Annotated in this window: 20 protein-coding genes, 1 tRNA gene and 1 pseudogene; 3 read left to right on the top strand and 19 right to left on the bottom strand. The window is 73.6% G+C overall.

Features of this window, described 5'->3' with window-relative positions; all coding sequences use genetic code 11:
* Positions 1-79: 79 nt before the first annotated feature.
* The 3 genes and pseudogenes from LUZ64_RS11195 to LUZ64_RS11185 form a co-directional block, all read right to left on the bottom strand.
* Positions 80-1,048: a DUF5926 family protein gene (locus LUZ64_RS11195; protein ID WP_095581158.1), complete on the bottom strand. Its 969-nt coding sequence runs from the start codon at positions 1,046-1,048 to the stop codon at positions 80-82.
* A 1,142-nt stretch (positions 1,049-2,190) separates the two neighbouring features.
* A pseudogene (locus tag LUZ64_RS11190) lies at positions 2,191-2,811 on the bottom strand (ATP-binding protein).
* 35 nt (positions 2,812-2,846) lie between these two features.
* A complete protein-coding gene (locus tag LUZ64_RS11185) occupies positions 2,847-3,671 on the bottom strand; it encodes a glycerophosphodiester phosphodiesterase (RefSeq protein ID WP_232389909.1) in 825 nt (274 codons plus the stop codon).
* A 311-nt stretch (positions 3,672-3,982) separates the two neighbouring features.
* Between LUZ64_RS11185 and LUZ64_RS11180 the strand changes: the two genes are divergently transcribed.
* The 3 genes from LUZ64_RS11180 (at position 3,983) to LUZ64_RS11170 (ending at position 8,171) form a co-directional block, all read left to right on the top strand.
* Positions 3,983-5,686: a S1C family serine protease gene (locus tag LUZ64_RS11180; protein WP_232389910.1), complete on the top strand. Its 1,704-nt coding sequence runs from the start codon at positions 3,983-3,985 to the stop codon at positions 5,684-5,686.
* Positions 5,687-5,866: 180 nt separating this feature from the next.
* On the top strand, positions 5,867-7,939 hold the full coding sequence (locus tag LUZ64_RS37480) for a SpoIIE family protein phosphatase (RefSeq protein WP_143593171.1): 2,073 nt from the start codon (positions 5,867-5,869) through the stop codon (positions 7,937-7,939).
* Between the two features lie 142 nt (positions 7,940-8,081).
* A tRNA-Ser gene (locus LUZ64_RS11170) sits at positions 8,082-8,171 on the top strand.
* 78 nt (positions 8,172-8,249) lie between these two features.
* On the opposite strand, the gene LUZ64_RS11165 is transcribed toward LUZ64_RS11170, so the two are convergent.
* From LUZ64_RS11165 to LUZ64_RS11090, 16 genes are all read right to left on the bottom strand, one after another.
* Positions 8,250-9,059, bottom strand: a complete 810-nt coding sequence (locus LUZ64_RS11165) for a class I SAM-dependent methyltransferase (RefSeq protein WP_095581768.1) — start codon at positions 9,057-9,059, stop codon at positions 8,250-8,252.
* A 77-nt stretch (positions 9,060-9,136) separates the two neighbouring features.
* Positions 9,137-9,475, bottom strand: a complete 339-nt coding sequence (locus LUZ64_RS11160; RefSeq protein WP_095581769.1) for a DoxX family protein — start codon at positions 9,473-9,475, stop codon at positions 9,137-9,139.
* A 143-nt stretch (positions 9,476-9,618) separates the two neighbouring features.
* Positions 9,619-10,524, bottom strand: a complete 906-nt coding sequence (locus tag LUZ64_RS11155) for a sigma-70 family RNA polymerase sigma factor (RefSeq protein WP_095581770.1) — start codon at positions 10,522-10,524, stop codon at positions 9,619-9,621.
* A gap of 185 nt (positions 10,525-10,709) precedes the next feature.
* A complete protein-coding gene (locus tag LUZ64_RS11150; protein ID WP_095579070.1) occupies positions 10,710-11,627 on the bottom strand; it encodes an NAD-dependent epimerase/dehydratase family protein in 918 nt (305 codons plus the stop codon).
* Entirely contained in the window at positions 11,624-12,214 is a 591-nt protein-coding gene (locus LUZ64_RS11145) for a dTDP-4-dehydrorhamnose 3,5-epimerase family protein (RefSeq protein WP_095579071.1), read from the bottom strand. Before LUZ64_RS11145 ends, LUZ64_RS11150 begins: the two co-directional genes overlap by 4 nt.
* Positions 12,201-13,283, bottom strand: a complete 1,083-nt coding sequence (locus tag LUZ64_RS11140) for a 2-oxoacid:ferredoxin oxidoreductase subunit beta (protein ID WP_232389911.1) — start codon at positions 13,281-13,283, stop codon at positions 12,201-12,203. The genes LUZ64_RS11145 and LUZ64_RS11140 overlap by 14 nt, the downstream gene beginning before the upstream one ends.
* A complete protein-coding gene (locus LUZ64_RS11135) occupies positions 13,273-15,177 on the bottom strand; it encodes a 2-oxoacid:acceptor oxidoreductase subunit alpha (RefSeq protein WP_232389912.1) in 1,905 nt (634 codons plus the stop codon). Before LUZ64_RS11135 ends, LUZ64_RS11140 begins: the two co-directional genes overlap by 11 nt.
* A 62-nt stretch (positions 15,178-15,239) precedes the next feature.
* On the bottom strand, positions 15,240-16,268 hold the full coding sequence (locus LUZ64_RS11130; RefSeq protein WP_095584976.1) for a Gfo/Idh/MocA family protein: 1,029 nt from the start codon (positions 16,266-16,268) through the stop codon (positions 15,240-15,242).
* A gap of 86 nt (positions 16,269-16,354) precedes the next feature.
* Positions 16,355-17,761: an NDP-hexose 2,3-dehydratase family protein gene (locus tag LUZ64_RS11125; protein ID WP_372471962.1), complete on the bottom strand. Its 1,407-nt coding sequence runs from the start codon at positions 17,759-17,761 to the stop codon at positions 16,355-16,357.
* Positions 17,761-19,065, bottom strand: coding sequence for a lipopolysaccharide biosynthesis protein RfbH (gene rfbH, locus LUZ64_RS11120; protein ID WP_095584958.1), 1,305 nt, complete (start codon positions 19,063-19,065; stop codon positions 17,761-17,763). Before rfbH ends, LUZ64_RS11125 begins: the two co-directional genes overlap by 1 nt.
* Entirely contained in the window at positions 19,062-20,096 is a 1,035-nt protein-coding gene (gene rfbB / locus LUZ64_RS11115; protein ID WP_095584959.1) for a dTDP-glucose 4,6-dehydratase, read from the bottom strand. The genes rfbH and rfbB overlap by 4 nt, the downstream gene beginning before the upstream one ends.
* Complete coding sequence (locus LUZ64_RS11110; RefSeq protein WP_095584960.1) at positions 20,093-21,160, bottom strand: glucose-1-phosphate thymidylyltransferase; 1,068 nt, start codon at positions 21,158-21,160, stop codon at positions 20,093-20,095. Before LUZ64_RS11110 ends, rfbB begins: the two co-directional genes overlap by 4 nt.
* Before the next feature lie 89 nt (positions 21,161-21,249).
* On the bottom strand, positions 21,250-21,927 hold the full coding sequence (locus tag LUZ64_RS11105) for a monooxygenase (RefSeq protein ID WP_095584961.1): 678 nt from the start codon (positions 21,925-21,927) through the stop codon (positions 21,250-21,252).
* A gap of 70 nt (positions 21,928-21,997) precedes the next feature.
* The gene (locus LUZ64_RS11100) at positions 21,998-23,305 is read right to left on the bottom strand and encodes a nucleotide disphospho-sugar-binding domain-containing protein (RefSeq protein ID WP_095584962.1); all 1,308 of its coding nucleotides are present in this window, start codon (positions 23,303-23,305) and stop codon (positions 21,998-22,000) included.
* Between the two features lie 152 nt (positions 23,306-23,457).
* Complete coding sequence (locus LUZ64_RS11095; RefSeq protein ID WP_095584963.1) at positions 23,458-25,146, bottom strand: MFS transporter; 1,689 nt, start codon at positions 25,144-25,146, stop codon at positions 23,458-23,460.
* Positions 25,147-25,372: 226 nt separating this feature from the next.
* Entirely contained in the window at positions 25,373-26,026 is a 654-nt protein-coding gene (locus tag LUZ64_RS11090; protein WP_095584964.1) for an antibiotic biosynthesis monooxygenase, read from the bottom strand.
* Between the last annotated feature and the right edge of the window lie 23 nt (positions 26,027-26,049).

The raw sequence follows: 26,049 nt of genomic DNA, 5'->3' as shown, positions 1-26,049 counted from the left end.
ACGCCGCTCCGGCCGGGTCGCCGCGGGCGCCTCGGAGGCTCCCCGCGCGCGACTTCGGACGGTCCCGCGCCGACGGGTGTCAGTTCAGGGTGACCTGACGGCTGGTGAGGCCGCCGCGCGCCCGGCGCTCCTCGGCGGTCAGCGGCGTCCCGTCGGCGAGCGCGCCGGCCAGCCGCTCCGCGAGGGCCGCGGCCGGCTTCTCCACGTCCTCCGCGCGCATCCCGGTGGGCAGGTCCCAGACCGGCACGGTCAGGCCGTGCGCCCGGAAGGATCCCACCAGGCGGGTGCCCTCGCCGAGCGAGGACGTCCCCGCGGCGTGGAGGCGGGCGAGGGCGTCGAGGAGCTTCTCCTCCGGGTGGGGCATCACCCAGCGCAGGTGGTTCTTGTCCGGGGTCTCGCACCAGTACGCGGCGTCGACGCCGGACAGCCGGACGGTCGGGATCGCGGCGGCGTTGGCTCGATCCAGCGAGGCGGCGACCTCGCCGGTGGCGTTCTCGGCGTCCTCGACCCAGAACTCGAAGCCGGTGTGGACGGCCGGCTCGAAGGGGGCCGAGAGGTCCAGCAGGTCCTGGAGGCGCGGGCCGTCGGCGCCGGCGCGCTCGGCCGCCACCGGGGTGCCCGGCTGAGCCGTGAGCGCGCGCCGGAGGGTGTCGGCGAGGTCGCGGCTGAGGTCGCCGGACGCGGTGTCGTTCTGGAGGCCGAGGAGGACGGCGCCGTTGTCACGGCGGAGCGCGGGCCAGGCCATGGGCAGCACGGTGGCCAGGGTCACCGAGGGCACGCCCTCGGGCAGCCCGTCCTTGAGGGTGAGCTCGACGGTCGCGGCGGGCACCAGCTCGCGCAGCGCGACCCAGTCGGCCTCGCCGGGCAGGCCCTCGAAGGGGCGCTGCACGAGCTCGGCGGCGGCGTGCGAGGCCTCGCGGCCGTGGCAGGCCTTGTAACGGCGCCCCGAGCCGCAGGGGCAGGGCTCACGGGCTCCGACGACGGGGATAGGACCGTCGACGGCCCCCGGCGTGGCGGCCTTGGTCTGGGGGCGGCGCTTCTTGGCCATGGCGTGCGTGTCTCCCGATCGTGCGGCGGTGCGTGCGGCTGGTGAGCCGTCCGGGCTGGTGGGCCTGACGGCGCGAGCCTAGCGCCCACGACGGGACCCCCGGCCGGGCACGCGCGGGAGGCGCGGGCGGACGGCGGGACTTGACGAGGACTTGGCCGGGACTCGACGGCGGAGCCGGCGTGGACCGGCGGGGAACGCGCCCCGGGGGCCGCGCGCGCCGCGCGGGCGCGGCGAGAACGCGCGGCGTGAGCACCGGAACGCCGGACCGCCCGCCCGGGTCCCGGGCGCGGTGCGCGAAGGCGGCCCGGGTGCCGGTTCCGCGAGGCGGGGTGCCCGGGTGTGCGGGCGGTGTCGTCGGCCGCGGTTAAGCACGGGCGGGTGGTGCCCGCGGTGCGGGGGCTGGTGCCGCCCGGGGTGCCGGTGACCAGGGTGCCCGGGATACGCGGGCGGTGTCGTCGGCCGCGGTTAAGCACCGGCGGGTGGTGCCCGCGGTGCGGGAGCCGGTACCGCCTTGGGGACAGGGAAGTGGGAGCCGGGCGCCCCCGGGCGTGCGGGCGGTGCGGTCGGTTGGAGCCTCGCACCGGCCGGTGCTGCTCGTGGTGTGGTGCGGGAGCCGGGAGCCGGGAGTACCCGGAAGTGCGGGCGGTGCGGTCGGTCACGGCCTCGTGCTGGCCGTGGTGTCCGGGTGCGGGCTGGGATGCCGGGAGCCGGGGGTGCCCGGGTGGTGTGCTCGGCTGCGGCTCTGCACGGGCCGGTGCTGCCCGGGGTGCCGGGGCCAGGGTGTGGGCCCGGGTGTGCGGGCCGGATGGTCGGGCGCGGTCTCGCGCCGGTGGCGCCGGTGGCGCCGGTCCCGGGGCCCGGGGTGCCGGGTGCCGGGTGTTCGGGACGTCCGGGGTGACCGGGACGTCCGGGGGAGGGCGGTTGTCCGGGTGCGGTCTCGCGTCGGCCGGTGGTGTCGGGGTGCCGCTCCCCGGTCGCGCGCTGCGCGCTCCGGTCGCGGGGCACACCGGCCGTACGGGCGCGCGCCGTCTCGCCGCCCTGGTGGGAGGCCCGCGCCGCTGCCGTGCCCTGTTTCGGTGCCGTACCGCGCGCTGCCCGGGAGCTCTGCGATGTGCCACGGGTCTACGCGCGTCGCGCCGATGTCACGCCAGCTCGTCGATATCGGTGAACGCCATCCCCGGGGCCAGGTCGAGCCGTGAGGTGAATCCGCCGCGCGCCGACAGGGCGGCCCAGACGGTCACCTCGCCGGAGGCGTCCCGTACGCCCCAGTCCTGGGAGAGGGCACTGATGATGTTCAATCCGCGGCCGCCGCGCGCGGTGACCGACGGAGTGGCCGGAAGTGGGCGGGTCGGACCGCCTCCGTCCGTGACCTCGACCGTGAGCCGGCCGTGTTTGTCCACTCGCCAGGCGGCACGTATCCCCCCGTCCTTCTCCCCGTCTCTGTCGCCGTTCTCCGGGCTCAGCGGGCGACCGTGCCGGTACGCGTTGCTGAGCAGCTCCGAAAGGATCAATACGGCGTCGTCGATGACCGAATCCGGTACCCCACTGATGCGCAGGTCCTCGCGCATCCGGTGTCTTGCCTGGCCCACAGCGGCTGGACCATGGGGTACGGCCATGATCGACGACGTGGGCACCTCCTGTGCCACCACCAACGCCACCCCCGAGACCTCCTTTGCCCCACGTCAGGGGATGGATGCCCCAATGGACTGGACCGGAAACCGGCCATCCCGGACCCGGTGGGGGCACTCAGGAAGGTCGAACACGTACCGAACGCGCCGGTGCACTCCTTGTAATGGACCTACGGGCGCCCGAGTTGGGAAAGGACCTGCTTGGGCCGGTTTGTGATCACCGCGTCCACTCCCACCCGCGCGCAGAGCTCGACGTCGGCCGGATCGTTCACCGTCCAGACGTGCACCTGGTTCCCGGCGCGGTGCAGCCGGGCCACGTAATCGGGATCCTTACGGATGATCCGGATGCTCGGCCCGGCGATGCGGATGCCCGTCGGCAGCCGGCCGTCCCGGTGGCGCGGGGAGACGAACTGCATCAGATAGACGGTCGGCAGGGCGGGCGCCGCCGCCCGCACGCGGTGCAGGGAGCGGGCCGAGAAGCTCATCACGCGCACGCGCGAGGGCTCGTCCGGGGGCGGCGCGGCCAGCCCGAAGCGGCCGAGCAGGGCGAGCAGCCTCTCCTCGACCTGGCCCGCCCAGCGGGTCGGGTGCTTGGTCTCGACGGCCAGCTCGACGCGGCGGCCCGCGTCCGCGACGAGCTCCAGCAGCCGCTCCAGGGTGAGCACGGAGGTCGCGTCGAGGTCGGGCGCCTCGCGGTCGGTGGCCGCGCCCTTCCACGAGCCGAAGTCGAGGGCGGCGAGATCGGCCAGTTCCAGGGTGGAGACGGCGCCCCGGCCGTTGGACGTGCGGTTGACCCGGCGGTCGTGGACGCAGACGAGGTGCCCGTCGGCGGTGAGCCGCACGTCGCACTCCAGCGCGTCGGCGCCGTCCTCGATGGCTTTGCGGTAGGCGGCCAGGGTGTGTTCCGGGGCGTCCTCGGACGCTCCCCGGTGGGCGACGACGGTGAGCGGGTGGCCGTCGGGACGGAGGTCCCGGGCCTGGTGCGCATAGGTCACCGCGTTATGGTGCCACCGCCCGGCGCGCTCGCGCATGCGGTCCCTTTTCCTGTGGTCTGTCCTGGAGCGCGGGCCCGGACCCACCCGCGGGCGGGCCCGCGAAGCGGCGGCCGGAGCCGTGGGCCACAGGATCCGCTTACGGTGGTCTGACGCGACATGGGAAACCATGGAAGAGCTGACCGTGGACCTCAGGCTTCCGCGTGGGCATGACAGTGGGCAGACAGTGGGGCACGACATCCGTCGGGACGTGGCCGACGTCGCGAACGAGAACCGATGTGCACCCGGTGGTGCACGTGAATGAGGAGAGAACTGTGAGCACCGAGAACGAGGGCGCAGCCGTTCCGTCCGCGCCCGGTCCGGGTGCGGGGTCCACGACGCCGTCCCCCGAGCCGGAGCGCCCCGTTCCGTCGGTCCCTCCCGTGCCCAGCGCGCCGCCCGCGGCGCCCGTGGCCTCCGAGGTGTCCATGGAGAAGACCGGGGAGCCGGCCGCGGAGCCCGCCGACCGTACGGCGCAGCTTCCGGCGGTCGGCGCGGAGGGCGCCGGAGCGGGTGAGGCCCCCGGCACCCAGGCCCCGGCCCCGACGTCTGCCCCGCAGACCCCGCAGACCCCGCAGACCCCGCACATCCCGGCCGCCGCCGAGGCCCCCACCACCCCGCAGCAGGCGGCCTACGCGCAGGCCGGCGCGGTGGGCGCGGCCGGGCAGCCCCTCGGCGCGCCGGGCGCGCACGGCGGTCACGGCGCCCCCGGCCCCTGGTACGGGCAGCCGGGCGGTGAGCCGCAGGTCCAGATGCAGCCGCAGGCGTACGGCGGCGCTCCCGGCGGCCCCGGCGCGCACGACGGCGTCTGGGGCGCGGTTCCCGTCCCGCCGCCGCGCAAGCGCGCGGGCGGTCTCGTCGCGGCGGTCCTGGTGGCGGCGCTCGTCGCGGGCGGCGTCGGCGGAGGCGTCGGCTTCTGGGCGGCCAACCGTAGCGACAGCGGCTCCTCCACGACCGTCTCGGCCTCCGGCGACCCCAAGGTCGAGAGCCGCAGCCCGGGCTCCGTGGCGGACATCGCGAACAAGGCGCTGCCGAGCGTCGTCACCATCGAGGCGCAGAGCGGCGGCGGCGAGGGCGGCACGGGCACCGGCTTCGTCTACGACAAACAGGGCCACATCCTCACCAACAACCACGTCGTCGCCTCCGCCGCCCAGGGCGGCGGCAAGCTCACGGCCACGTTCTCCAACGGCAAGCAGTACGCCGCGGAGGTCGTCGGCCGCGCCCAGGGCTACGACGTCGCCGTCCTGAAGCTGAAGGACGCCTCCGGCGCCACCCTCAGCCCCCTCCCGCTCGGCAACTCCGACAAGACCGCCGTCGGCGACGCCACGATCGCCATCGGCGCGCCCTTCGGCCTCTCCGGCACGGTCACCACGGGCATCGTCAGCGCCAAGAAGCGCCCGGTCGCCTCCAGCGACGGCGGTGGCGGCAACGCCAACGCCTCGTACATGAGCGCCCTCCAGACGGACGCCTCGATCAACCCCGGCAACTCCGGCGGCCCGCTGCTCAACGCCCAGGGCGCGGTCATCGGCATCAACTCCGCCATCCAGTCCGCCGGCAACGGCGGCGGCTTCGGCGGCGGCCAGCAGCAGGCCGGCAGCATCGGCCTCGGCTTCGCGATCCCGATCAACCAGGCGAAGAACGTCGCCGACCAGCTGATCAAGGACCGGGTGCCGACCTATCCCGTCATCGCCGCCACGGTGAACATGCGGGACTCCGGCAGCGGCGCCAAGATCTCCTCCGCGGGCGAGAACAACGCGGCGGCCGTCACCCCGGGCGGGCCCGCCGACAAGGCCGGCCTGAAGCCGGGCGACGTGATCACCAAGCTGGACGGCACGGCCATCGACAGCGGCCCCACGCTGATCAGCGAGATCTGGACGCACCGCCCGGGCGACAAGGTCACCCTCACGTACACCCGCGACGGCAAGCAGGCCACGACCGAGGTCGTCCTGGGCGAACGCAAGGGCGACAACCGCTCGTAGGAACGGCCCGGGGGTTCACGGCCCTCACCCCGGCGCGGCGGGCCCGTCGCCCGACCCGCCGGGAACACGCCGAACACGCCCCGGCCCGCCGCCCGGCCCCCTATCATCCGTGAGACGAAAGGGGCCGGGCGGAGGCGCGTTCGGCCGGTGTCCGCGGGTCGGTCCGGTCCGGTGAGGGCGGTGCGCAAGGTGGTCCTCTCTCCTCATCCGCCGGGCGGCCCGGAAGACGGGCCTCACGCGCCGCGCACGCCTCGTACACCTCGCACGCCGCACACATCGTGTACGCCGCAGACGCCGCGTCCGGCCGACGGGCCCGCCCCCGCCACGGCGCTCATCGACGCCGACGGCCGCGTCCAGCAGTGGAGCGACGGGGCGCGCGACCTGACCGGCTACCCCGAGCGGGAGATCGTCGGCCGGGACGCCGCGCTCCTGGCCGACGGCGGCCACGTCCAAGGCGGTGACCTGGTCAAGGAGTTGCTGCGGACCGCAGGCGAGGCGCGCGGCGACTGGGTCCGCCGCCGCGACGGCACCTGCCGCAGCGTCGTCTGGTACCCCGTGGCCGTGCCGCTGGCGGACGGCACGGGGGTGCTGGCCGTGGCTCTGCCCCAGGAGCAACGGCAGGGCGACATCGCCACTCTCGACCGCCTGTTGCACTCCTCTCCCGTGGGTCTGGCGGTCCTCGACACCGATCTGCGCTTCCGGTACGTCAACGACGTCCTCGCCCGGCTGAACGGCCTGACGGCCGGGGAGCACCTGGGCCGCTCCGTCCTCGAGGTGCTGGAGCTGCCGTACCCCGAGGCGTACGAGAAGGTGCTGCGCCGCGTCGTCGAGAACGGCGAGACCGTCGACAACCTCCAGGTCGCGGGCGTCCGCCCGGACGGCGGCTCCCGGGTCGCCACCGGCAGCATGTTCCCGCTGCGCGACGCGGACGGCACGGTGGTGGGCGTCGGCGGCCTCGTCCACGAACGGGCCGACGCCGAACGGGAGCTCCTGGAGGCGGCCCGGGACCGGCGCCGGCTCGTCCTGCTCGGCAGGGTGGGGGCCCGGCTCGGCCAGGGGCTCGACCCGCGGACGGTCGCGGGGCAGCTGGCGGAGGGCTGCGTACCGGAGTTCGCGGACGCCGTCGAGGTCGACCTGCTGAAGGCCGCGGCCGAGCCGGACGTCGGCGCCTGCGAGATCCGCGGCTGGTACGCGACGCCGGACAGCCCCTGTACGGCGATCCCGCTCGTCCACCCCCTGGTCCTGCCGCCGGACGCCCGGCGCCCGCGCCCCGAGGACGACCTCCCGCCGGCCCGCCCGGCGTCCGCGGCGGTCGCCGAGTGCGTCGCCTCCGCGCGGCCCGTGACCTTCGGGACGGAGGTGGCGGACGGGGTCGTCCGGCACGGGCTCGTGGTGCCGCTGACCGCCGTCGGCCGGGTGCTCGGCGCCGTCACCTTCCTCCGGCACGGCGCCGCGGGCTACGCCGGGGACGGCCGGATGCTCGCCGTCGAGCTGGCGGCCCGCGCCGCGACGGCGATCGACAACGCCCTCCTCTACCGCCGCGAACGCCTGGCCACCCTCGCCCTCCAGCGCCACCTGCTCCCCACCCGGCTGCCGTCGGAGAGCTGGTTCCGCGCGGCGTACCGCTACCGCCCGGCCGAGGACGGCACCCTGGCGGGCGGCGACTGGTACGACGCGGTGGCCCTGCCCGCCGGCCGGGTCGGACTCGGCGTCGGCGACGTGATGGGCCACGGCGTGGGCGCCGCCGCCGCGATGGGCCGCTACCGCGCCTCCGTCCACGCCCTGCTCGCCGTCGGCCTGCGGCCGGGCCAGCTGCTCACCCGCCTGGACGGGATCCTGGCGGGCGACGACGAGCTCGCCGCGACCTGCGTCTGCGCGGTCTACGACGCCGGGACCGGCCGCTGCCGCATCGCCCTGGCGGGCCACCCCCCGCCCCTCCTGGTCCGCCCCGACGGCTCGACCGGCCCCGTGCCCTGCGACCCGGGCCCGCCGATGGGCATGGGCCTCCACCACATGTACGCGGACACGGAGATCTCCGTCGAGCCCGGCAGCCTGCTGGTCCTCTACACGGACGGCATGGTCGAGGACCGCAAGGGCGTCCTCGACCTGGAACAGGGCATCGCGATCCTCGGCAAGGCCGTCCGCGACCCCCGCGCCCCCCTCGACGAGATCTGCGACGCCCTCATGTCCGTCCGCCCGGCCGACTCCCCCGACGACGCGGCCCTCCTGGTCTCCCGCCTGGGCCGCTTCTGACGCCCGGTCGGCTCCGAGGGCGTACGCCCCGCACCGGCTGCCCCGGAACCGGAGCCCGTGTCCACCCTCCGACCACGCCTCCGCGCCGGAGTCACGCAGCCGGTAGGCTGTCTCCGCGCCGGTGAGGATCTCTCCGGCGCGGGGAGACTTGCCCGAGCGGCCTAAGGGAACGGTCTTGAAAACCGTCGTGGCAGCGATGTCACCGTGGGTTCAAATCCCACAGTCTCCGCCAGGTCGGCGAATACGCTGGTCAGAGGGGTGCCGGGAGCTTCCGGGCACCCCTTTCGCGCGTCTTGCCGTGGGGCCGGGCTCAGCCGAGGCTGCGGGCCAGGAAGAGGCTGGTGGTGATCCGGACCCGGGCGACGCCGCCCTCGCGGGCCACGGTGCGGGCCGTTTCCTCGTAGAGCCGGGCGCGCACCGGTGCGGGGAGCACGCGGTAGCCGGAGCAGGACGCCAGCAGTTCGACGAGGCCGGCGGGTGAGCGGTCGTGCGCGGACTCGTACAGGCGGTGCGTCAGGTCGGTGAAGCCGCCGTCGGCCTCCATCTCCCGCCACTGGCGGGCCTCCGGGCCGTGGTGCGCCGGGCGGGGGCGCGGGTCGAGGAGCGTGTACGACGGTACGTCCACGCCGTGCCGGGTGTGGACGGCGGTCAGCCGGTCGGCCAGGTCACGATCCGCCAGGCGCCAGTGGTTCCAGAAGAGGGCCAGCGTCCCGCCCGGCCCGAGGGCCGTCCTCGCGCGCGCCCAGCGCACCGCCGGATCGACCCAATGCCACGCCTGGGCGCAGTACAGCAGACCGTAGGGGCGGTCCGGGCGCCAGGACTCGAAGTCGGCGACCTCGACGGCGACATGGGGCAGCGCCGCGCAGTTGCGCCGGAGCACCCGCGCCATCCGCGCGTCCGGTTCGACGCAGGTCACCGGGGTGCCGCGGGCCGCGAAGGCGAGCGTCGCCTTTCCGGTGCCGGCGCCGACCTCGACCGCGGCGGCGCCCGCCGGCAGGGCGGCGAACTCCAGGGCGTCGTCGACCATCCGTTCCGGATACCCCGGCCGGCCCGCGTCGTACTGCTCGGCGTCGTCGCCGAAGACCTGCCGCCGCTCCCGGTCGCGCTCCTCGGTCGCCATGCGGCCACTGTAGGGCGCGGCCGTGATCGGGTTCCGCCGGTCGCCGCTCCGTGGCCGGTACGGGACCGTCGCCGCCGTCAGGCCAGGGTCAGCGCGGCGACCACCGGCGCCGCGTACAGCAGCGGGAACGGGACGTGCGCGTAGCGGCGGGCCCGGAGGACGGTGATGACCGCTCCGGTGAAGTACAGGACCAGGCCGACGCCCGCGAGGACCCCGACGACGGGCACGAACAGGCCCGCCAGCAGGCCGGCCGCGCCCGCCGCCTTCGCGGCGCCCAGCCAGGTCCACCACGAACGGGGCACGCCGTAGTCGGCCATCGGCTCCACGACCCAGGGGGCGCCGGCGAAGACCGAACCGGCCGAGAAGCCCGACATCACGGCGGCCAGGACGGTCACGACGAGGGAGGTGGTGGACATCGGAATCGCTCCTCAGCGGCCGGTGCCGGGGCGGGGTGCCCCGGCGGGTTCTTCCTGTGACTTGTGTCTTGCGTCCTTCATCGCTCTGACCCGCCGGGCCGTCCGGATGTGACCGCGCTGAGGATTTTTCTTTTCCGCGCGCCTCAGATCCCCAGTGCCTCCACGTCGATCCTCGCCAGCCGCTCCGGGTCCGTGAGGATGTCGAGGGCCGTGACCTTCCCGTCCCGCACGGTGAAGGACATGACCGACATGACCCGGCCCTGGGCGATCGCCACCACCCCGGGCGTGCCGTTGACCAGCGCCGGGCGCGCCGCCTCGGCGAACCGGGCGAAGGTGATCGCCTGGGAGGCGACCTCCGCCGCGCCCCGGCGGAGCGCGCTCGGCAGCAGCGCGCCGCCGTCGGACCGCGCCACGATCTCCGGGTCGAGCACGGCCACGAGCGCCTCGAAGTTTCCGCCGCGCGCGGCGGTCAGGAAGGCGTCGACGACCGTGCGCCGCTCGGCCAGGGCGGCGGCCGGGTCCGTGTCCGGGGCGGGTGCCGCGCCCTGGACGCGGCGCCGGGCGCGGCTGGCGAGCTGCCTGGTCGACGCCGGGGTGCGGCCCAGGACCGGAGCGATCTCGTCGAAGGGCACGGCGAACATGTCGTGCAGGACGAAGGCGAGGCGTTCGGCCGGGCCGAGCTCCTGGAGGACGATCATCAGCGCGAGGCCCACCGAGTCGGCCAGCAGGATCTCCCGCTCCGGATCCGGGCCGCTCGGCCCGCTGAGGACCGGATCGGGCAGCCTGACCCGCCCCGCCTCGTCCTCCAGCGGCTCCTCGCGCCGCGTGGCGCGCGAGCGCAGCATGTCCAGGCACACCCGGCCGACCACCGTGGTCAGCCACCCGGCCAGGTTCTCCACCCCGGAGGTGTCGGAGCGGTTCAGCTTGAACCACGCCTCCTGCACCGCGTCCTCGGCCTCGCCGAGCGAGCCGAGCATCCGGTAGGCGACCGCCCTCAGATGGGGCCGGTGCTCCTCGAACCTCCGCGCCAGAACATCTTTCTCGCTCACGTGTCACATCCTCGCGACTTCATCCGTCAGTGCAGTGACGGACGATAACCGGTCGCGAAAAGCGACGAAGAGGGGAGAAGGGCGACGTGCACGCCGCTTCGGCACCACCGTCGAGGAGACGTGGGCCGAGCGGCGCGAAGGGCGGGGCGGGAGGTCACAGGGGAGCCTCCCGCCCCGCCCCTGCCTCACGCCGCCACCGCCGTCCTCCCTGACGCGAGCATGTCCCGCAGCGACTCGTCCAGCCCCCGCAGAGGCCGCCACCCGAGCAGCAAACGGGCCCGGGAGATGTCCAGTTGCTGCCACTGCACGTCGTCGCGCCGCGCGCCCGCCTCAGGGGTTTCGACGATCCTCACGGCCACCCCGCTGAGCGCGATCAGCCGGTCGACGAGGTCCCTCGCCGGGACCGCCACCCCGCGCCCCACGTTCACCACCGGCTTCGCCCCGTCCGGGTACGGGAGATCGGCCGCGGCCACGACGGCCGCCGCGACGTCGCGCACGTCCACGAAGTCCCGTCGCGCCCGCAGCGGGGACAGTCGCAGCTCCACCGGCCCGGAGGCCGAGTGGTCCGCCAGCCGGGCGGCCACCGCCCCCAGCAGGCTTCCGCGCGGAGCCCCCGGGCCGCACACATTGGCCAGCCGGAGCACGACGCCGTTCAGCCCGCCCGCCCGTACGCCGTCCAGCACGGCCCGCGAACCCCGCAGCTTGGACCGCCCGTACGCGGTCACCGGCGCCGGGACCTCGTGCTCGGACGTACCGGTCCCGACCGTCCCGGGCCCGTACTCGTGCACGCTGCCCAACTGGACCAGGCGGGGCCGCGAGGGCAGCCGGGTCAGTGCCGCGACGAGCGTCTCCACGGCCTCGGCGTTGGCCCGTAGCATCTCCTCCTCGCTCGCCTGCCACGCGCGGCCGGCCGCGTTCACCACCACGTCCGGGGCGATGCCGCGCAGTACGGACGTCAGCTCGTCCGGGCCGGCGGCGGTGAGGTCGACGGACAGCGGGCCGCCGCGCGACGCGGAGAGCACCTCGGCGCCCGTCGCGGTGAAGGCGTCGACCAGGTGCGCGCCCAGGAAGCCCGTACCGCCGAGGACCAGGACCCTTCTCACGGCCGCCCCGCCTTCTCGAACTCCCGGAAGGGAGTCAGGAGCCCGGCGGCCTCCGTGGCCGCCAGCGACGGCGCTCCCGCGTCCTTCTCCGACATCAGAGGCGGTTCCGCGAACCCCCACGGGATCGCGAGATCGGGGTCCAGCGGATCGATGTCGATCTGCGTCCCGGGCACGTGCGCGGTGGACAGGACGTACGAGACGCAGGAGTCGTCCGTCAGGGACAGGAAGCCGTGGCCCACGCCCTCGGGGACGTACACCGAACGGCAGGTCTCCGTGTCCAGCAGATTGCTCACGCTCAGCCCGAACGTCGGCGAACCGACGCGCAGATCGACCACGAAGTCGCGCAGCGCCCCGCGCACACAGGTCACGAACTTCGCCTGGCCGGGCGGCGAGGTGACGCTGTGGACGCCGCGCAGGGTGTTGCGCCGCGAGACGGAGTAGTTGATCTGCGCCGGAGTGAACGACCGGCCGGTCTCCCGCGTGAACTCCTCGGTCCGCAGGGCCTCGTGGAAGGAACCCCGCTCGTCCCTGATCAGGTCGGGGGTGACGACGAAGACCCCCGGGATCTCCAGCTCAGCGATCCGCACGGCGCTCCCGCCCCTCCCGTCGCTCCACCGTCCAGGTGTCGTTGCCGGTCAGGAGCGCGGCGAGGTCGCCCTCGCCCTGCTTCTCGACGGCGGTTTCGAGCTGGTCGGCCATGAGGGTGTCGTAGACGGGGCGTTCGGTGCTGCGGAAGACGCCGATGGGGGTGTGGTGGAGGGTGTCGGGGTCGGCGAGGCGGGAGAGGGCGAAGGCGGTGGTCGGGGACGCGGTGTGGGCGTCGTGGACCAGCACCCGCGACAGGTTCTCCTCCGTGACCGCGACGACTTCCAGGTCGCCGGTCACGGGGTTCCGGACCACGCCCTTCTCCCCGTCGGCGCCGAAGCGGATGGGGTGTCCGTGTTCGAGGCGGATGACGGCTTCCTGGGCTTGTTCCTTGTCCTTGAGGGCTTCGAAGGCGCCGTCGTTGAAGATGTTGCAGTTCTGGTAGATCTCGACGAGGGCGGTGCCGGGGTGTTCGGCGGCCTGGCGCAGGACGTCGGTGAGGTGTTTGCGGTCGGAGTCGACGGTGCGGGCGACGAAGGACGCTTCGGCGCCGATGGCGAGGGAGACGGGGTTGAAGGGTGCGTCGAGGGAGCCCATGGGGGTGGACTTGGTGATTTTCCCGACTTCGGAGGTGGGGGAGTACTGGCCTTTGGTGAGGCCGTAGATGCGGTTGTTGAAGAGGAGGATTTTGAGGTTGACGTTGCGGCGGAGGGCGTGGATGAGGTGGTTGCCGCCGATGGAGAGGGCGTCGCCGTCGCCGGTGACGACCCAGACGGAGAGGTCTTGTCGGCTGGTGGCGAGGCCGGTGGCGATGGCGGGTGCGCGTCCGTGGATGGAGTGCATCCCGTAGGTGTTCATGTAGTAGGGGAAGCGGGAGGAGCAGCCGATGCCGGAGACGAAGACGATGTTCTCTTTGGCGAGGCCGAGTTCGGGCATGAAGCCCTGGACGGCGGCGAGGATGGCGTAGTCACCGCAGCCGGGGCACCAGCGCACCTCCTGGTCCGACTTGAAGTCCTTCGCCGTCAGCGGGAGGGTGCCGCGCGGGGCCGGGGACAGGTCTTCACTGGGCATCGAGGATCTCCCGGATCGTGTCGGCCAGCTGCTCGGCCTTGAAGGGCATGCCGTTGACCTGGTTGTACGAGTGGGCGTCGACCAGGTACTTCGCGCGGAGGAGCGTGGCCAGCTGGCCGAGGTTCATCTCCGGGACGATCACCTTGTCGTACCGCTTCAGCACCTCTCCCAGGTTCTTCGGGAAGGGGTTCAGATGGCGCAGATGGGCCTGCGCGACGCTCCGCCCGGCCGCGCGCAGCCGGCGTACCGCCGCCGTGACCGGGCCGTACGTCGAGCCCCACCCCAGCACCAGCACGCGCGCGTCACCGGCGGGGTCGTCCACGTCCAGGTCGGGGACGGCGATGCCGTCGATCCTGGCCTGGCGTATGCGGACCATGAAGTCGTGGTTGGCCGGGTCGTAGCTGATGTTGCCCGTGCCGTTCTGCTTCTCGATGCCGCCGATGCGGTGTTCGAGGCCCGGTGTGCCGGGGACGGCCCACGGCCTGGCGAGGGTCTCGGGGGCGCGCTTGTACGGCCAGAACACCTCGGTGCCGTCGGCCAGTGTGTGGTTCGGGCCGGTCGCGAACCGCGTCCGCAGATCCGGCAGTTCGTCCACCTCGGGGACCCGCCACGGCTCCGAGCCGTTGGCCAGATAGCCGTCCGAGAGCAGGAAGACAGGCGTCCGGTACGTGATCGCGATCCGCGCGGCCTCGACCGCCGCGTCGAAGCAGTCCGCCGGGGTCCGCGGGGCCACCACCGGTACGGGGGCCTCGCCATTGCGTCCGTACATGGCCTGGAGCAGGTCGGCCTGCTCGGTCTTGGTCGGCAGGCCGGTGGAGGGGCCGCCGCGCTGGATGTCGACGATCAGCAGGGGCAGCTCCAGCGACACCGCCAGGCCGATCGTCTCGCTCTTGAGCGCCACACCCGGGCCGGACGTGGTCGTCACCGCGAGCGCGCCGCCGAAGGCCGCGCCGAGTGCGGCGCCGATGCCGGCGATCTCGTCCTCGGCCTGGAAGGTGCGGACGCCGAAGTTCTTGTGCTTCGACAGCTCGTGCAGGATGTCCGAGGCCGGGGTGATCGGGTACGAGCCCAGGTACAGCGGGAGCTCCGCCCGCTCCGCCGCCGCGACCAGGCCGTACGACAGCGCCAGGTTCCCGGAGATGTTGCGGTACCTCCCCGCCGGGAACGCCGACGTCGCGGGCGCAACCTCGTACGAGATCGCGAAGTCCTCCGTCGTCTCGCCGAAGTTCCAGCCGGCGCGGAAGGCGGTGACGTTCGCCTCCGCGATCTCGGGCTTCTTGGCGAACTTCTTCCGCAGGAAGGACTCGGTGCTCTCCGTCGGCCGGTGGTACATCCACGACAGCAGCCCCAGAGCGAACATGTTCTTCGAGCGGCCCGCGTCCTTCCGGGAGAGGTCGAAGCCCTTGAGCGCCTCGACGGTGAGCGTCGTCAGCGGGACCGGGTGGACGCGGTACGCCTCCAGCGAGCCGTCCTCCAGCGGCGAGACGTCGTAACCGACCTTCGCCATCGCCCGCTTCGTGAACTCATCCGTATTGAAGATGATCTCGGCGCCGCGGGGGACGTCGGCGATGTTGGCCTTGAGGGCGGCGGGGTTCATGGCGACGAGGACGTCGGGGGCGTCGCCGGGGGTGAGGATGTCGTGGTCGGCGAAGTGGAGCTGGAAGGACGAGACGCCGGGCAGGGTGCCCGCGGGGGCGCGGATCTCGGCGGGGAAGTTCGGCAGGGTCGACAGGTCGTTGCCGAACGACGCGGTCTCCGAGGTGAAACGGTCGCCCGTGAGCTGCATGCCGTCACCCGAGTCCCCCGCGAACCGGATGACCACGCGGTCCAGCCGGCGGACCTCCTTCGCCGTACCGCCGGGGCCGGCGGCGCGGCCGTCTTCTTCAACAGTCATAGGGAAACCTCTCCAAGATCGTCACAGCTGCGGGGAGTTCACGGGGCGCGGCGCCGCGCGCGTCAGCCGGCGCGCAGCCGGTCGCCGCCGCTCCACGCCAGGGAGGCCGAGGCCCTCCCGCGCACGTCGTCCAGCAGGGCCGCCTGGTGCACGGACACGAGGTCCGGGGCGCCTCCGGTGCGGACGGCCTCCGCGAACGCGGCCACGGTGCGCAGCACCTGGTCGGCGGGTGGGAGCCGGAGCTCCTCGGTGCCGGAGCGGCGCTCGACCCGGACACGCGGCACGTGGCCGGCGGGCGGGGTGAACGCCCGGTCGACCGAGATGCGGCCCTCGCTGCCCCAGATCTCGTACGAGGAGCGGTAGGCGTGGTCGAGGCCGAAGGTCAGATGCGCGGCGACGCCGTCCGGCGAGCGCAGCAGCGCGGTGCCGGAGGTGTCCACGGACCGGCCGGGGCCGTGGACGAGCACGGCGCCCTCGACCTCCAGGCCGGCGCCCAGGAAGTGCAGGGCCGCGCGGACCGGGTACACACCGGTGTCCCACAGGGCCCCGCCGCCGAGCTCGGGGCGGTACCGGATGTCGTGCTCGGGGAGCCGGGGGACGGCGAAGGCGGCCTGGAAGACGCGGGGTTCGCCGATGGCGCCCTCCGCGATCAGCCGGCGCACGGCGGCGTGCTGGGGGTGGTGGACGAACATGACGTTCTCCATGAGCACCCGGCCCGACTCCCTGGCCAGGCCGACGAGGTGCCGCGTGCGGGCCAGGTCCGTGGTGAGCGGTTTCTCCGCGAGGACGTGCTTGCCCGCGCGCAGGGCCTCCTCCACCCATCCGGCGTGCAGGGCCGCCGGGAGCGGTACGTACACGGCGTCGAGGTCCGGGTCGGCCAGCAGCGCGTCGTAGCCGTGTGTCGCCCGGCAGCCGAACTCGGCGGCGGTGACGCGGGCCTTGGCCGCGTCACGACTGGCGACCGCGACGAGCTCCACGTCGGGGCTCGCCGTCATGGCGGGCAGCATGCGGCGGCGCGCGATGTCGGCGCAGCCGAGGACGCCGACGCGCACGGGCGCCGTCCGGGTACGGCCGGGAGGCGCGGGTGCCATGGTGGTCGCGGTGGTCGCGGTGGTCGCGGTGGTCGCGGTGGTCGCGGGTGTCGCGGGTGTCGCGGGGGCCACGGGGGTCGCGGGGGTCATCGGAGTCGTACCGCCCCGGAGGTCAGGCAGGACAGCAGGGTGCGCGCCTGCACGTTCAGGTAGTGGTTGTGCCGCAGCAGCCGGGTGAGCTGCCGGGGGGTGGCCCAGAGGTAGCCGGGCGGCGGGTCGAGGGGGACCTCGTCGGCCTCGACGAACAGATAGCGGCTCTCCGCGTTCAGGAAGCGGCCGCCCTCCTCCGAGTGGACCGTGTCGTAGCGGATCCGCCGGGGGTCGGCGCCCAGCACGAGGTCGAGGAAGGGCGGGCGGTCCGGGCCGGCCAGGTGGGCGTAGTTCGCGGGCGTGTACTGGACGGTCGGGCCGAGTTCCACGGTGTCCGCGAAGCCCCCCTCGACCCGGGCGTGCGCCAGCAGGTGCGGCACCCCGCCGATCCGGCGGGTGAGGAAGGCCGTGACGCCGAGGCCCTTTGGCTCGAACAGCGGTTGTGTCCAGCGGGCGACCTCGCGGCTGCCCGCCCGTACGGCGACGCCGACGACGCCGAAGTAGCGTCCGTCCTCGCGCTCGACGGCCCACTCGCCGCGCGTCCAGCCGGGGAGTCCGCCGAGGGGGACCCGCTCGGCGCGTACGTCGTGGCGGGAGCGCTCGGCGGTGAACCAGGACAGCAGCTCGGTGTCGGAGTGCAGGGCGAGGCCGTCGCCGTCGGGGAGCGGGGCGCAGGACAGGACGGTGCGCGCGTCCATGTTCACGACGTTGTCCCGCCGCAGTAGGGTGCCGATCTGGCCGAGGGTGAGCCAGACGAAGTCGTCGTGGACGGGAACGTCCCCGGTGGCCTCGACCAGGATGTTGCGGTTGCTCTTCCGCAGGAACCAGGAGCCGTGCTCGGACTGGAGCGAGTCGGCGAGCACCCGGCCGCGGCCCGGCTCGGTGAAATACTCGATGTACTTCACGTCCGCGCCCTTGTGGGCCTTGGTGTAGTTGCTGCGGGTGGCCTGGACGGTCGGCGAGAGCTGGAGCAGGTCGCGGTTGCCCGGCTCCATCTTGGCCTGCATCAGGAAGTGGGGGACGCCGCCGAAGTCCTTGACGAGGATGCCGAGGATGCCGACCTCGGGCTGCTCGATGATGGGCTGGTGCCACCGGTGCCGGGACGGGCCCTCGCCGGTGGTCACCCGCAGGCCCTCGACGGTGAAGAACCGGCCGGTGCGGTGTCCGAGGTTCCCCGTCGCCTCGTCGAAGGACCAGCCGTCCAGGTCGGCGAGGGGGATCCGCTCCACCTCGAAGCGGTGGGCACGGCGCCGTTCGTCCAGCCAGTCCGCGACGTCGGCGGTGCGTGTGACCGCGCCCTCGGTGGCGGCGGCCGAGCGGGCGACGCGGTGCGGCAGGTCGGGGTCGACGGGGGGCTTGAGCACCGGCTCCGTGCGCCGGGGAGCGGGCTCGGCGTAGGTGATCACGTACGGGCCCCCACGAACTCCTTCACGCTGGAGACGACGTAGTCGAGCTTCTCGTCGTCCAGCGCCGGGTACACCCCGACCCAGAAGGTGTGCTCGGTGACGATGTCGCTGTTGGTGAGGTCGCCGACGACCCGGTGCGGGACATCGGCGTAGGCGGGGTGCCGGGTCAGGTTGCCCGCGAACAGCCGCCGCGTGCCGATCTTCCGGTCCTCCAGGAAGTCCACCAGCTCGGCGCGCTTGAACGGCGCGCCGGGGTCGACGGTGAGTGCGAAGCCGAACCAGCTGGGGTCGCTGCGCGGGGTCGCCTCGGGGAGCAGCAGGTGCGGTACGCCTTCCAGGCCGTCGCGCAGCCGGCGCCAGTTGCGGCGGCGGGCGTCGCAGAAGGCGTCCAGCTTGTCGAGCTGGGTGAGGCCGAGCGCGGCCTGGATGTCGGTCGCCTTAAGGTTGTAACCGACGTGCGAGAAAATGTACTTGTGGTCGTAGCCCTCGGGCAGCGTGCCCATCTTGTACTTGAAGCGCTTGAGGCACTTGTTGGTCTCGCCCGGCTCGCACCAGCAGTCGCGGCCCCAGTCCCGCAGCGACTCCATGATCCGCGCGAGTGCCAGGTTCGAGGTCAGCACGCAGCCGCCCTCGCCCATGGTCAGGTGGTGCGCGGGGTAGAAGCTGACGGTCGCGATGTCGCCGAAGGTGCCGGTGAGCTTGCCGTCGTAGGTGGAGCCGACGGCGTCGCAGTTGTCCTCGACGAGGAACAGGTCGTGGTCCTCGGCGAGCTGGGCGATCTCGGCGACCTCGAAGGGGTTGCCCAGGGCGTGGGCGATCATGATGGCCCGGGTGCGGGGTCCGATCGCGGCGGCGACGCGGGCGGCGGTGGTGTTGTACGTGCCGAGCTCGACGTCGACGAAGACGGGGACGAGCCCGTTCTGGATGATCGGGTTGACCGTGGTCGGGAAGCCCGCCGCGACGGTGATCACCTCGTCGCCGGGGCGCAGCCGGCGGTCCTCCAGCGTGTGCGAGGTGAAGGCGGTCATCGCCAGGAGGTTCGCGGAGGAACCGGAGTTGGTGAGGTGGGCCTTGCGGTGGCCCAGCTTGCGGGCGAAGCGGGATTCGAACTTCCGGGAGCTGGGCCCGGCGGCGATCCGCATCTCCAGGGCGGCCTCGACGATCGCCGTGCGGTCGGCCTCGTCGAGGACCGCGCCGGCGGGCCAGATCTCGGTGGTGCCGGGGACGAAGGGCCTGTCGTCCTGGACGTCCAGATGGAACTTCTTGGTCTCGTCGAGAATCAGTCCCTTGTGGACGTTCATGACGCGATCCCCTCTCGGCTCTGTCGGGCGGTACGGTCACGGGCGCTGTCGGCGGGGTGCCCGCCGCCGTGCTTCACGGCTTTCCACCAGCCCGGGTTGGTCCGGTACCAGTCGACGGTGTCGGCGAGGCCCCGCTCGAAGGGGATCCGCGGTGCGTACCCGAGCTGTTCGCGGATCTTGGTCTCGTCGAGGGCGTAGCGCAGGTCGTGGCCCTTGCGGTCGGCGACCCTGCGGACCATGGACGCGTCGGCCCCGCACAGGTCGAGCAGCCGTTCGGTGATGTCCAGGTTGCTCTGCTCGTTGCCGCCGCCCACGTTGTAGATCTGGCCCGCGCGGCCCTTGGTGAGGACGAGCTCGATCGCCCGGCAGTGGTCGTCGACGTGCAGCCACTCGCGGACGTTGCGGCCGTCGCCGTAGAGCGGGACCGGCAGGCCCTCCAGGAGGTTGGTGACGAAGAGGGGTATCAGCTTCTCGGGGTGCTGGTACGGGCCGTAGTTGTTGGAGCAGCGCGTGATCGACACGTCGAGGCCGTGGGTCCGCCAGTAGGAGCGGGCGATCAGGTCGGAGGACGCCTTGGAGGCGGCGTAGGGGGAGTTCGGCAGCAGCGGCCACTCCTCGGTCCACGCGCCCTCGGCGATCGATCCGTACACCTCGTCCGTGGAGACGTGCACGACCCGGCTCGTGCCGGTGGCGAGGCAGGCGTCGAGGAGGGTCTGGGTGCCGCCCACGTTGGTGCGGACGAACTCGGCGGCGGAGGCCACGGACCGGTCGACGTGCGACTCGGCGGCGAAGTGGACGACCGCGTCGTGGCCCGGCAGCAGCTCGCGGAGGAGGTCCGCGTCGCAGACGTCGCCCCGGACGAAGTCGAGCCGGGGGTGTGCGGTGGGGAGGTTGTCGCGGTTGCCCGCGTAGGTGAGCTTGTCGAGCACGGTGACCCGGGTGTCCTCGTGGCCGGGGTGACCGCCGTCGAGGAGGGTGCGGGCGAAGTGCGAGCCGATGAAGCCGGCACCGCCGGTGACCAGCAGTTTCACGCCGCCACCTCGATACGGGTGTGGTCGCCGACGACCAGGCTGTGGCAGGCGTCGCCGGTGGGGCCGGTGCCGACGACGGCGTTCCGGCCGATGAGGGAGTAGCGCAGGCCGGGGACGCCGGAGATCTCGGCGCCGTCCATGACGATCGAGTCGCGGACCCGGGTGTTCCGCAGGACGCAGCCGGCGCCGATGGAGGTGTCGGGGCCGATGTGGCAGTCCTCGATCACGGTGCCCGCCCCGATGACGGCCGGGCCGTCGATCCGTGAGCGCGTCACCCGGGCGCCGGGCTCGACGCGCACCCGGCCGTCGAGCAGGCTGGCGTCGTCGACGCCGCCCAGGATCCCGGGGGTCAGGGCGGCGAGCAGCGTCTGGTTGCACTCCAGGACGTCCGCGGCCTGGCCGGTGTCCTTCCAGTAGCCGCGGTACTCGGTGGCCCGGACCTCGGCGCCCCGGGTGACCAGCCACTGGATCGCGTCGGTGATCTCCAGCTCGCCGCGGGCGCTCGGCTCGATGGAGGCGACGGCCTCGTGGATGGCCGGGGTGAAGAAGTAGACGCCGATCAGCGCGAGGTCGCTGCGCGGCTCGCGCGGCTTCTCGACCAGCCGCGCGACGGTGCCGTCCGGCCCGAGCTCCGCGACGCCGAACGCCCGGGGGTCCGGCACCCGGTGGACGACGACCTCGGCGGCGGGGTGTCTCGTCCGGAAGGACTCGGCGACCTCGCGGACGCCCTCGGGGAGCATGTTGTCCCCGAGGTACATCACGAAGTCGTCGTCGCCCAGGAAGGGCCTGGCCAGCGTGACGCAGTGGGCCAGGCCCAGGGGCGCCTCCTGGGGTATGTAGGTGACGCGCAGGCCCAGCCGTGACCCGTCGCCGACGACGTCCGCGATCTCCGGTGCCCAGTCGCCGACGATGATCCCGACCTCGGTGACGCCGAGGTCCCTGATGTTCTCCAGGACGTGTTCGAGCACCGGCTTGTTGGCGATCGGGATGAGCTGCTTGGGCATGGAGTGGCTGAACGGGCGCAGACGCGTGCCCGATCCGCCCGATAGCACCAGGGCCTTCATGAATCCTCCTTGCGATGACGGTCGGAAACGCCGGGAACGAACGCCGGGGACGGGCGGGGACGGGCAGGGGCCGGGCGGCCGGGCGGGGGTCAGCCGGCGAGCGGTGCCGCTCCGACGGTGCCGTGCAGGACGTAGCGCTTGCCGCCGATGCCGCGGACGCCGGGCATGTCGTTGGTCAGCTGGGTCGAGCCCATGGCCGTCGGGTCGGCGAGGAAGACCAGGTGCGCCTCGTCGTCGGTGAACTCCGCGTAGTTCAGCACCCGGCTGCCGTCGAGGCTGTAGTGGAAGTGCGCGGAGAGCAGCCCCGGGGTCGCCTCGACCAGCGGGCCGTCGAGCAGCGCGTCGATGATCCCGCGCTGGGCGGCGCGGCCGTCGACGTCGAAGGTGGGGGCCACGATGCGGGTCGGGACGCCCGTGGTGTCGTAGAGGTTGCTCCGGTAGCGGTGGAAGGCGATGGGGGCGGAGCGCTCGATGTCCGCGCCGTCCGCGCCGAGGCCGCGCAGCGTCGCCGGCTGCTCGTACATGCGGCCGGACGCCCGGTAGGCGTCCAGGCCCGTCCACTGCTCGTACGTCCACACGTTCTCGCCGCAGGTGCTGACGTAACAGCTCTGCGAGAGCAGGCCCTCGGGGCGGGGCGCGGCCGTCCACTCGGCGAGGACGGCGTCGGCCACCGCGCGCTGGATCGCGGGGGTGCCCACGTAGAGCGGGGTGACGAGCGCCAGTGCGGAGTCGGCGCGGTCGACGTCGGGGAAGACGGGTGCGGTCATGGTTCTTTCCTTGTCTTTCCGGTTCCCGCGCGTGGGCGCGGGGGGCGTGGGGGGGGTCCCGGGCGTGGGGTCAGCGGCTCCGGTGGCGGAGGGTGCGTGCCTCCAGTTCCGGGACGATCTCCACGGGGCTCGGCAGCCGGCCCAGGTCCTCGCGGAGGGCCGCGGTGCCCTCCTGGAACGACGGCTCGTGGAGGAGGCGCAGCAGCGCCTCGCGCAGGGTGGCGACGGTGGGCCGCGCGTCCTCGATGACGATGCCGGCGCCCTTGCCGGCCGCGTAGCGGGCGAAGTCCAGGTATTCCGAACCGGACTTGGGCACCAGCAGCTGCGGCACCGCGTGCGCCCCGGCGGCCGACCAGCTGCCCGCCCCGCCGATGTGGATGATCGCGGAGCAGGTCGGCAGGAGCAGGCTCATCGGCACGTACGGGGTGACGCGGACGTTGTCCGGGACGCTGTCGACGCCGGCGAGCTGGGCCTCGTTGAGGGTGGCGACGAGCTCGATGTCGAGGTCGGCGACGGCGGCGAACACGTCCGGCACGGAGACGCCGTTCTCCGCGAAGAGGTCGCGCCCGCTGGTGCCCAGGGTGAAGCAGACGCGCGGCTTCTCCGGGGTGCGGCGCAGCCACTCGGGGAGGGCGACGACGCCGTTGAACGGGACGGGGCGCACCGAGAGGTAGTCCAGGTCCAGCGGCAGGCGCATCGGCTCGGGCCAGGGGTTGACGCTCCACCGGCCGACGAGCAGGTCCTCGTCGAAGGCGACGCCGAAACGGTCCAGCAGCGGGCGCATCATGCCGGCCATGAGGTCCGGTTCCGTGCCGCCCGCGGCGGTGCGGCCCTTGAGGTACTCGGCGCGGAGCCAGCCGAAGCGGTCCAGACCCCAGAGCAGGCGGGCGTGGGCGGCGCCGCAGGCGCGTGCCGCGATCGGGGAGGGGAAGAACAGCGGGTCCCAGAGCACGAGGTCCGGCCGCCACTCGCGGGCGAACTCCACCATCTCGTCGGCGATACCGGCCGCGCCGGGGGCCTCCGGGCCGGTCGCGTCGGCCGGGCCCGTCGGCTCGGCCGGGTAGTACATGGCGTACGAGGCCACCAGGTAGTGGCGGATCATCGGCCAGAGGTTGGTGTCGGAGGGGTCCACGCCGGTGGTCCGGGCGATGCCCTCCAGCGTCTCGTTCGCGAAGGTGTCCCGGACGGCGCCGGCCAGGTCGATGGGCGCGCCGAGGGGCACCGCGGCCAGGCCCGCCCCGGTGATCGCGGCGACCGTGCCCGGGTGGTCGTGCGTCACCACCCGTACCTCGTGGCCCGCGCTCTGCAGCGCCGCGGCCAGCGGGGCCATGATCATCACATGGGAGGTGACCGGCAGGACGGTGAACATGATGCGCATGTGCGTGCTCCTTGTGTGGCCTGGTTGCGGGGCGGGCTCGTACGGGCGGGTGTGACGGGCGTGACCGGGGTGCCGTCCCGGGCCGCCCGGCGGGAGCGCGTCCCGCCGGGCGGCCCGGGGAAGGGCGCCTTACATGGGCGCCGCCGGCCCGCTCACGAGGTGACGGCCTCGGCGCCCGCCTTGGCGGCCGTACCGGGGGCCGTACCGGCGGCCGTACCGGGGGTGTCCGCGCCGGTGCCGGAACCGGCGGTGTCCTCGCCGGTTCCGGCCGCCGCGGCCTCAGCCCCGGCGTCCGTCCCGCTGCCCGTCCCGCCGTCCGTCCCGTCCTGCGATCCGTCCTGCCGGCCGGTGTCGCGGAGCAGCACCGCCACGGCGGCGGCCAGCAGGACCACGACGACGGCGCAGACCAGGGCGACGACGTGCAGGCTGTCCAGGAACGCGGACCGGGCCGCCTCCAGGACCCTGTCGCCCACCTGCCGCGGCAGATAGGTGACCGCCTGCACGGCCCCGCCGAGCGACTCCTTGGCGGACCCGGCCAGATCGGTCGGGATCCCGGCGCTGTCCTCCGTGCCGGCCCGGTAGACGGCGCTGCCGATGCTGCCGAGGACGGCGAGGCCCAGCGCGCCGCCGAGCTCGTTGCCGGTCGAGGTGATGGCCGACGCCGCGCCCGCCTCCTCGGGCCGGGTGGCGCTCACGGCCATGGTGGTGCCGAGGACGCCCATCGCGGACAGGCCCATGAACATCACCACGGTGCCGCAGACCAGCACGGGCAGGCCCGACTCGTCGACCTGGGTGATGATCAGGAAGCCGGCGGCCGCGACCAGCAGGCCCAGGGCCATGATGTACGCGGGGCGGACGCGCCGCGCCAGGTTGGGGGTCAGCAGCGCCACGGGGATGCCCGCGAGCGTCATCGGCAGCGTCCACAGGCCCGCGTCCAGCGGCGAGAGGCCGTGGACGAGCTGGAGGTACTGGGCGGCGAAGAAGTTGATGCCCATCATGACGCCGGTGTTCAGGACCAGCGCGAGGACCGCGAGGTTGAACCGGGCGTTCTTGAACAGGCTCAGGTCGAGGAGCGGTTCGGCGGTACCGCGCTGCCGGCGGACGAACGCCCAGCCGACCAGCAGGCCCGCGACGAAGACGGCCGCGGAGAGGACCGTCACGCCGTGCTCGGCGGCCCGCTTGACCCCGAAGACCACGGCCAGGACGGCCACCAGCGACATCAGCGCGCTGACGAGGTCGACCCGGCCGGCCTCCTCGGCCCGGTACTCGGGCAGCAGCTTCGGCCCGAAGAGGAGCAGCAGCGCCATGACCGGTACGCCCATGAGGAACACCGAGCCCCACCAGAAGGCGTTGAGCAGCGCGCCGCCGACCAGCGGGCCGAGCGTCGCGCCGGCCATGAAGCTGGTCATCCAGATGCCGATGGCGCGCGAGCGCTGCACCTCGTCGTGGAACATGTTGCGGATCAGGGCCATCGTCGACGGCATCAGCGTCGCGCCCGCGACGCCCAGCAGGCCGCGCGCCACGATGAGCGTGGCCGGGCTGTTGGCGAACGCCGCGAGGACCGACATCGCGCCGAACGCGGCGGCGCCGAAGAGCAGCAGCTTCCGGCGGCCGATGCGGTCGCCGAGGGTGCCCGCCGTGACCAGGCTGCCCGCGATCAGGAAGCCGTAGACGTCGACGATCCACAGCAGTTCGGTACCGCTGGGGCGCAGATCCTCGGTGAGGGCGGGGACGGCGAGGTGCAGCACCGTCAGGTCCATCGAGACCAGCAGGGTGGGCAGGGCCAGCATGGCCAGCCCGATCCATTCCCTCCTGCCTGCCTTGGCCGGAGCAACCACCATGGACAACCTTTCTCTCGTGCGGTGCGGTCCGCCCTCGGTGGAGGGCGCCGCGGGGGCCGCGTTCCGCTGGAGCGCGGCCCCGGGGGTCTGGGTGGTCGGCCCGGTGAAGGGTGACGGGGAGGGGGCGCCGGGCACCGACGACGGAATCGGCGCCCTCTCCCCGCCGGCATTTCCCGCCGGTGCCCGCGGAGTTCCCCGCCGGGGCACCGCGGCCGGCGGCCGGGGGTCAGGCCCCGAGGCTCCGGTGCAGGTGGTAGCGCTTGAAGCCGATGGGCCGGACCCCCGGGGTGTCCAGGGACAGCCGCAGCGACCGGCGGCGGGTGGCCCCGTCGAGGAACGCGGCGTGCGCCTCGTCGCTCGTCCACTCCGCGAAGTTCATGACCCGTGTGCCGTCCACGCTGAGGTGGAAGTGCGCGGCGATCAGGCCCTCCTGGTCCTCCGCCGGAGCGGACTCCAGGTGGTTCACGACGGTGCCCACGATGCGCCGCTGGCACTCCGCGCCGTCCACGTCGAAGCTGGCGAGGGCCACGGTGCCGGGCGTGCCGGCCGCCGGGTCCCGCACCACGCTGCGGTGCGGGCGGTAGGCGATCGGCTCGGTACGCGCGGGCCCGGCGGGCAGGCTGCGCAGGAACGGGCGGTAGACGTCGTCGTTCGCGCACTGGGCGTACGTCAGCACGGTGTCGTGCTCGGTGCTCAGGTAGCACGAGAGTGAGAGGACCCCCTCGAACCAGGGGGACCGCTCCCACGCGTCCACGATCTCGTCGAGGACGGCGCGACCCTGCGCGGCGCCGTCGACGAACCAGTGGCTCATGTACACCGTGTGCACGTCGGGGCGGTTGATCTCCGGCGCGGTGGACAGCCGGACGGCGGGGACGGTCATGGTCACCTCGGTCGTTTCGGTCG

Source organism: Streptomyces albireticuli, assembly GCF_021228125.1.
In the GTDB taxonomy this organism is placed as follows: Bacteria; Actinomycetota; Actinomycetes; order Streptomycetales; family Streptomycetaceae; genus Streptomyces; species Streptomyces albireticuli.
Note: the sequence above shows the minus strand (reverse complement) of the source record. Positions and strands in the feature narration are given on the sequence as shown.

Coding starts and splice junctions, on each gene's coding strand:
- LUZ64_RS11195 (WP_095581158.1), bottom strand. CDS start 1,048: ATGGCCAAGAAGCGCCGCCCCCAGACCAAGGCCGCCACGCCGGGGGCC.
- LUZ64_RS11165 (WP_095581768.1), bottom strand. CDS start 9,059: ATGGCGACCGAGGAGCGCGACCGGGAGCGGCGGCAGGTCTTCGGCGAC.
- LUZ64_RS11160 (WP_095581769.1), bottom strand. CDS start 9,475: ATGTCCACCACCTCCCTCGTCGTGACCGTCCTGGCCGCCGTGATGTCG.
- LUZ64_RS11140 (WP_232389911.1), bottom strand. CDS start 13,283: ATGCCCAGTGAAGACCTGTCCCCGGCCCCGCGCGGCACCCTCCCGCTG.
- LUZ64_RS11135 (WP_232389912.1), bottom strand. CDS start 15,177: ATGACTGTTGAAGAAGACGGCCGCGCCGCCGGCCCCGGCGGTACGGCG.
- LUZ64_RS11130 (WP_095584976.1), bottom strand. CDS start 16,268: ATGGCACCCGCGCCTCCCGGCCGTACCCGGACGGCGCCCGTGCGCGTC.
- rfbH (WP_095584958.1), bottom strand. CDS start 19,065: ATGAACGTCCACAAGGGACTGATTCTCGACGAGACCAAGAAGTTCCAT.
- LUZ64_RS11110 (WP_095584960.1), bottom strand. CDS start 21,160: ATGAAGGCCCTGGTGCTATCGGGCGGATCGGGCACGCGTCTGCGCCCG.
- LUZ64_RS11105 (WP_095584961.1), bottom strand. CDS start 21,927: ATGACCGCACCCGTCTTCCCCGACGTCGACCGCGCCGACTCCGCACTG.
- LUZ64_RS11100 (WP_095584962.1), bottom strand. CDS start 23,305: ATGCGCATCATGTTCACCGTCCTGCCGGTCACCTCCCATGTGATGATC.
- LUZ64_RS11095 (WP_095584963.1), bottom strand. CDS start 25,146: ATGGTGGTTGCTCCGGCCAAGGCAGGCAGGAGGGAATGGATCGGGCTG.
- LUZ64_RS11090 (WP_095584964.1), bottom strand. CDS start 26,026: ATGACCGTCCCCGCCGTCCGGCTGTCCACCGCGCCGGAGATCAACCGC.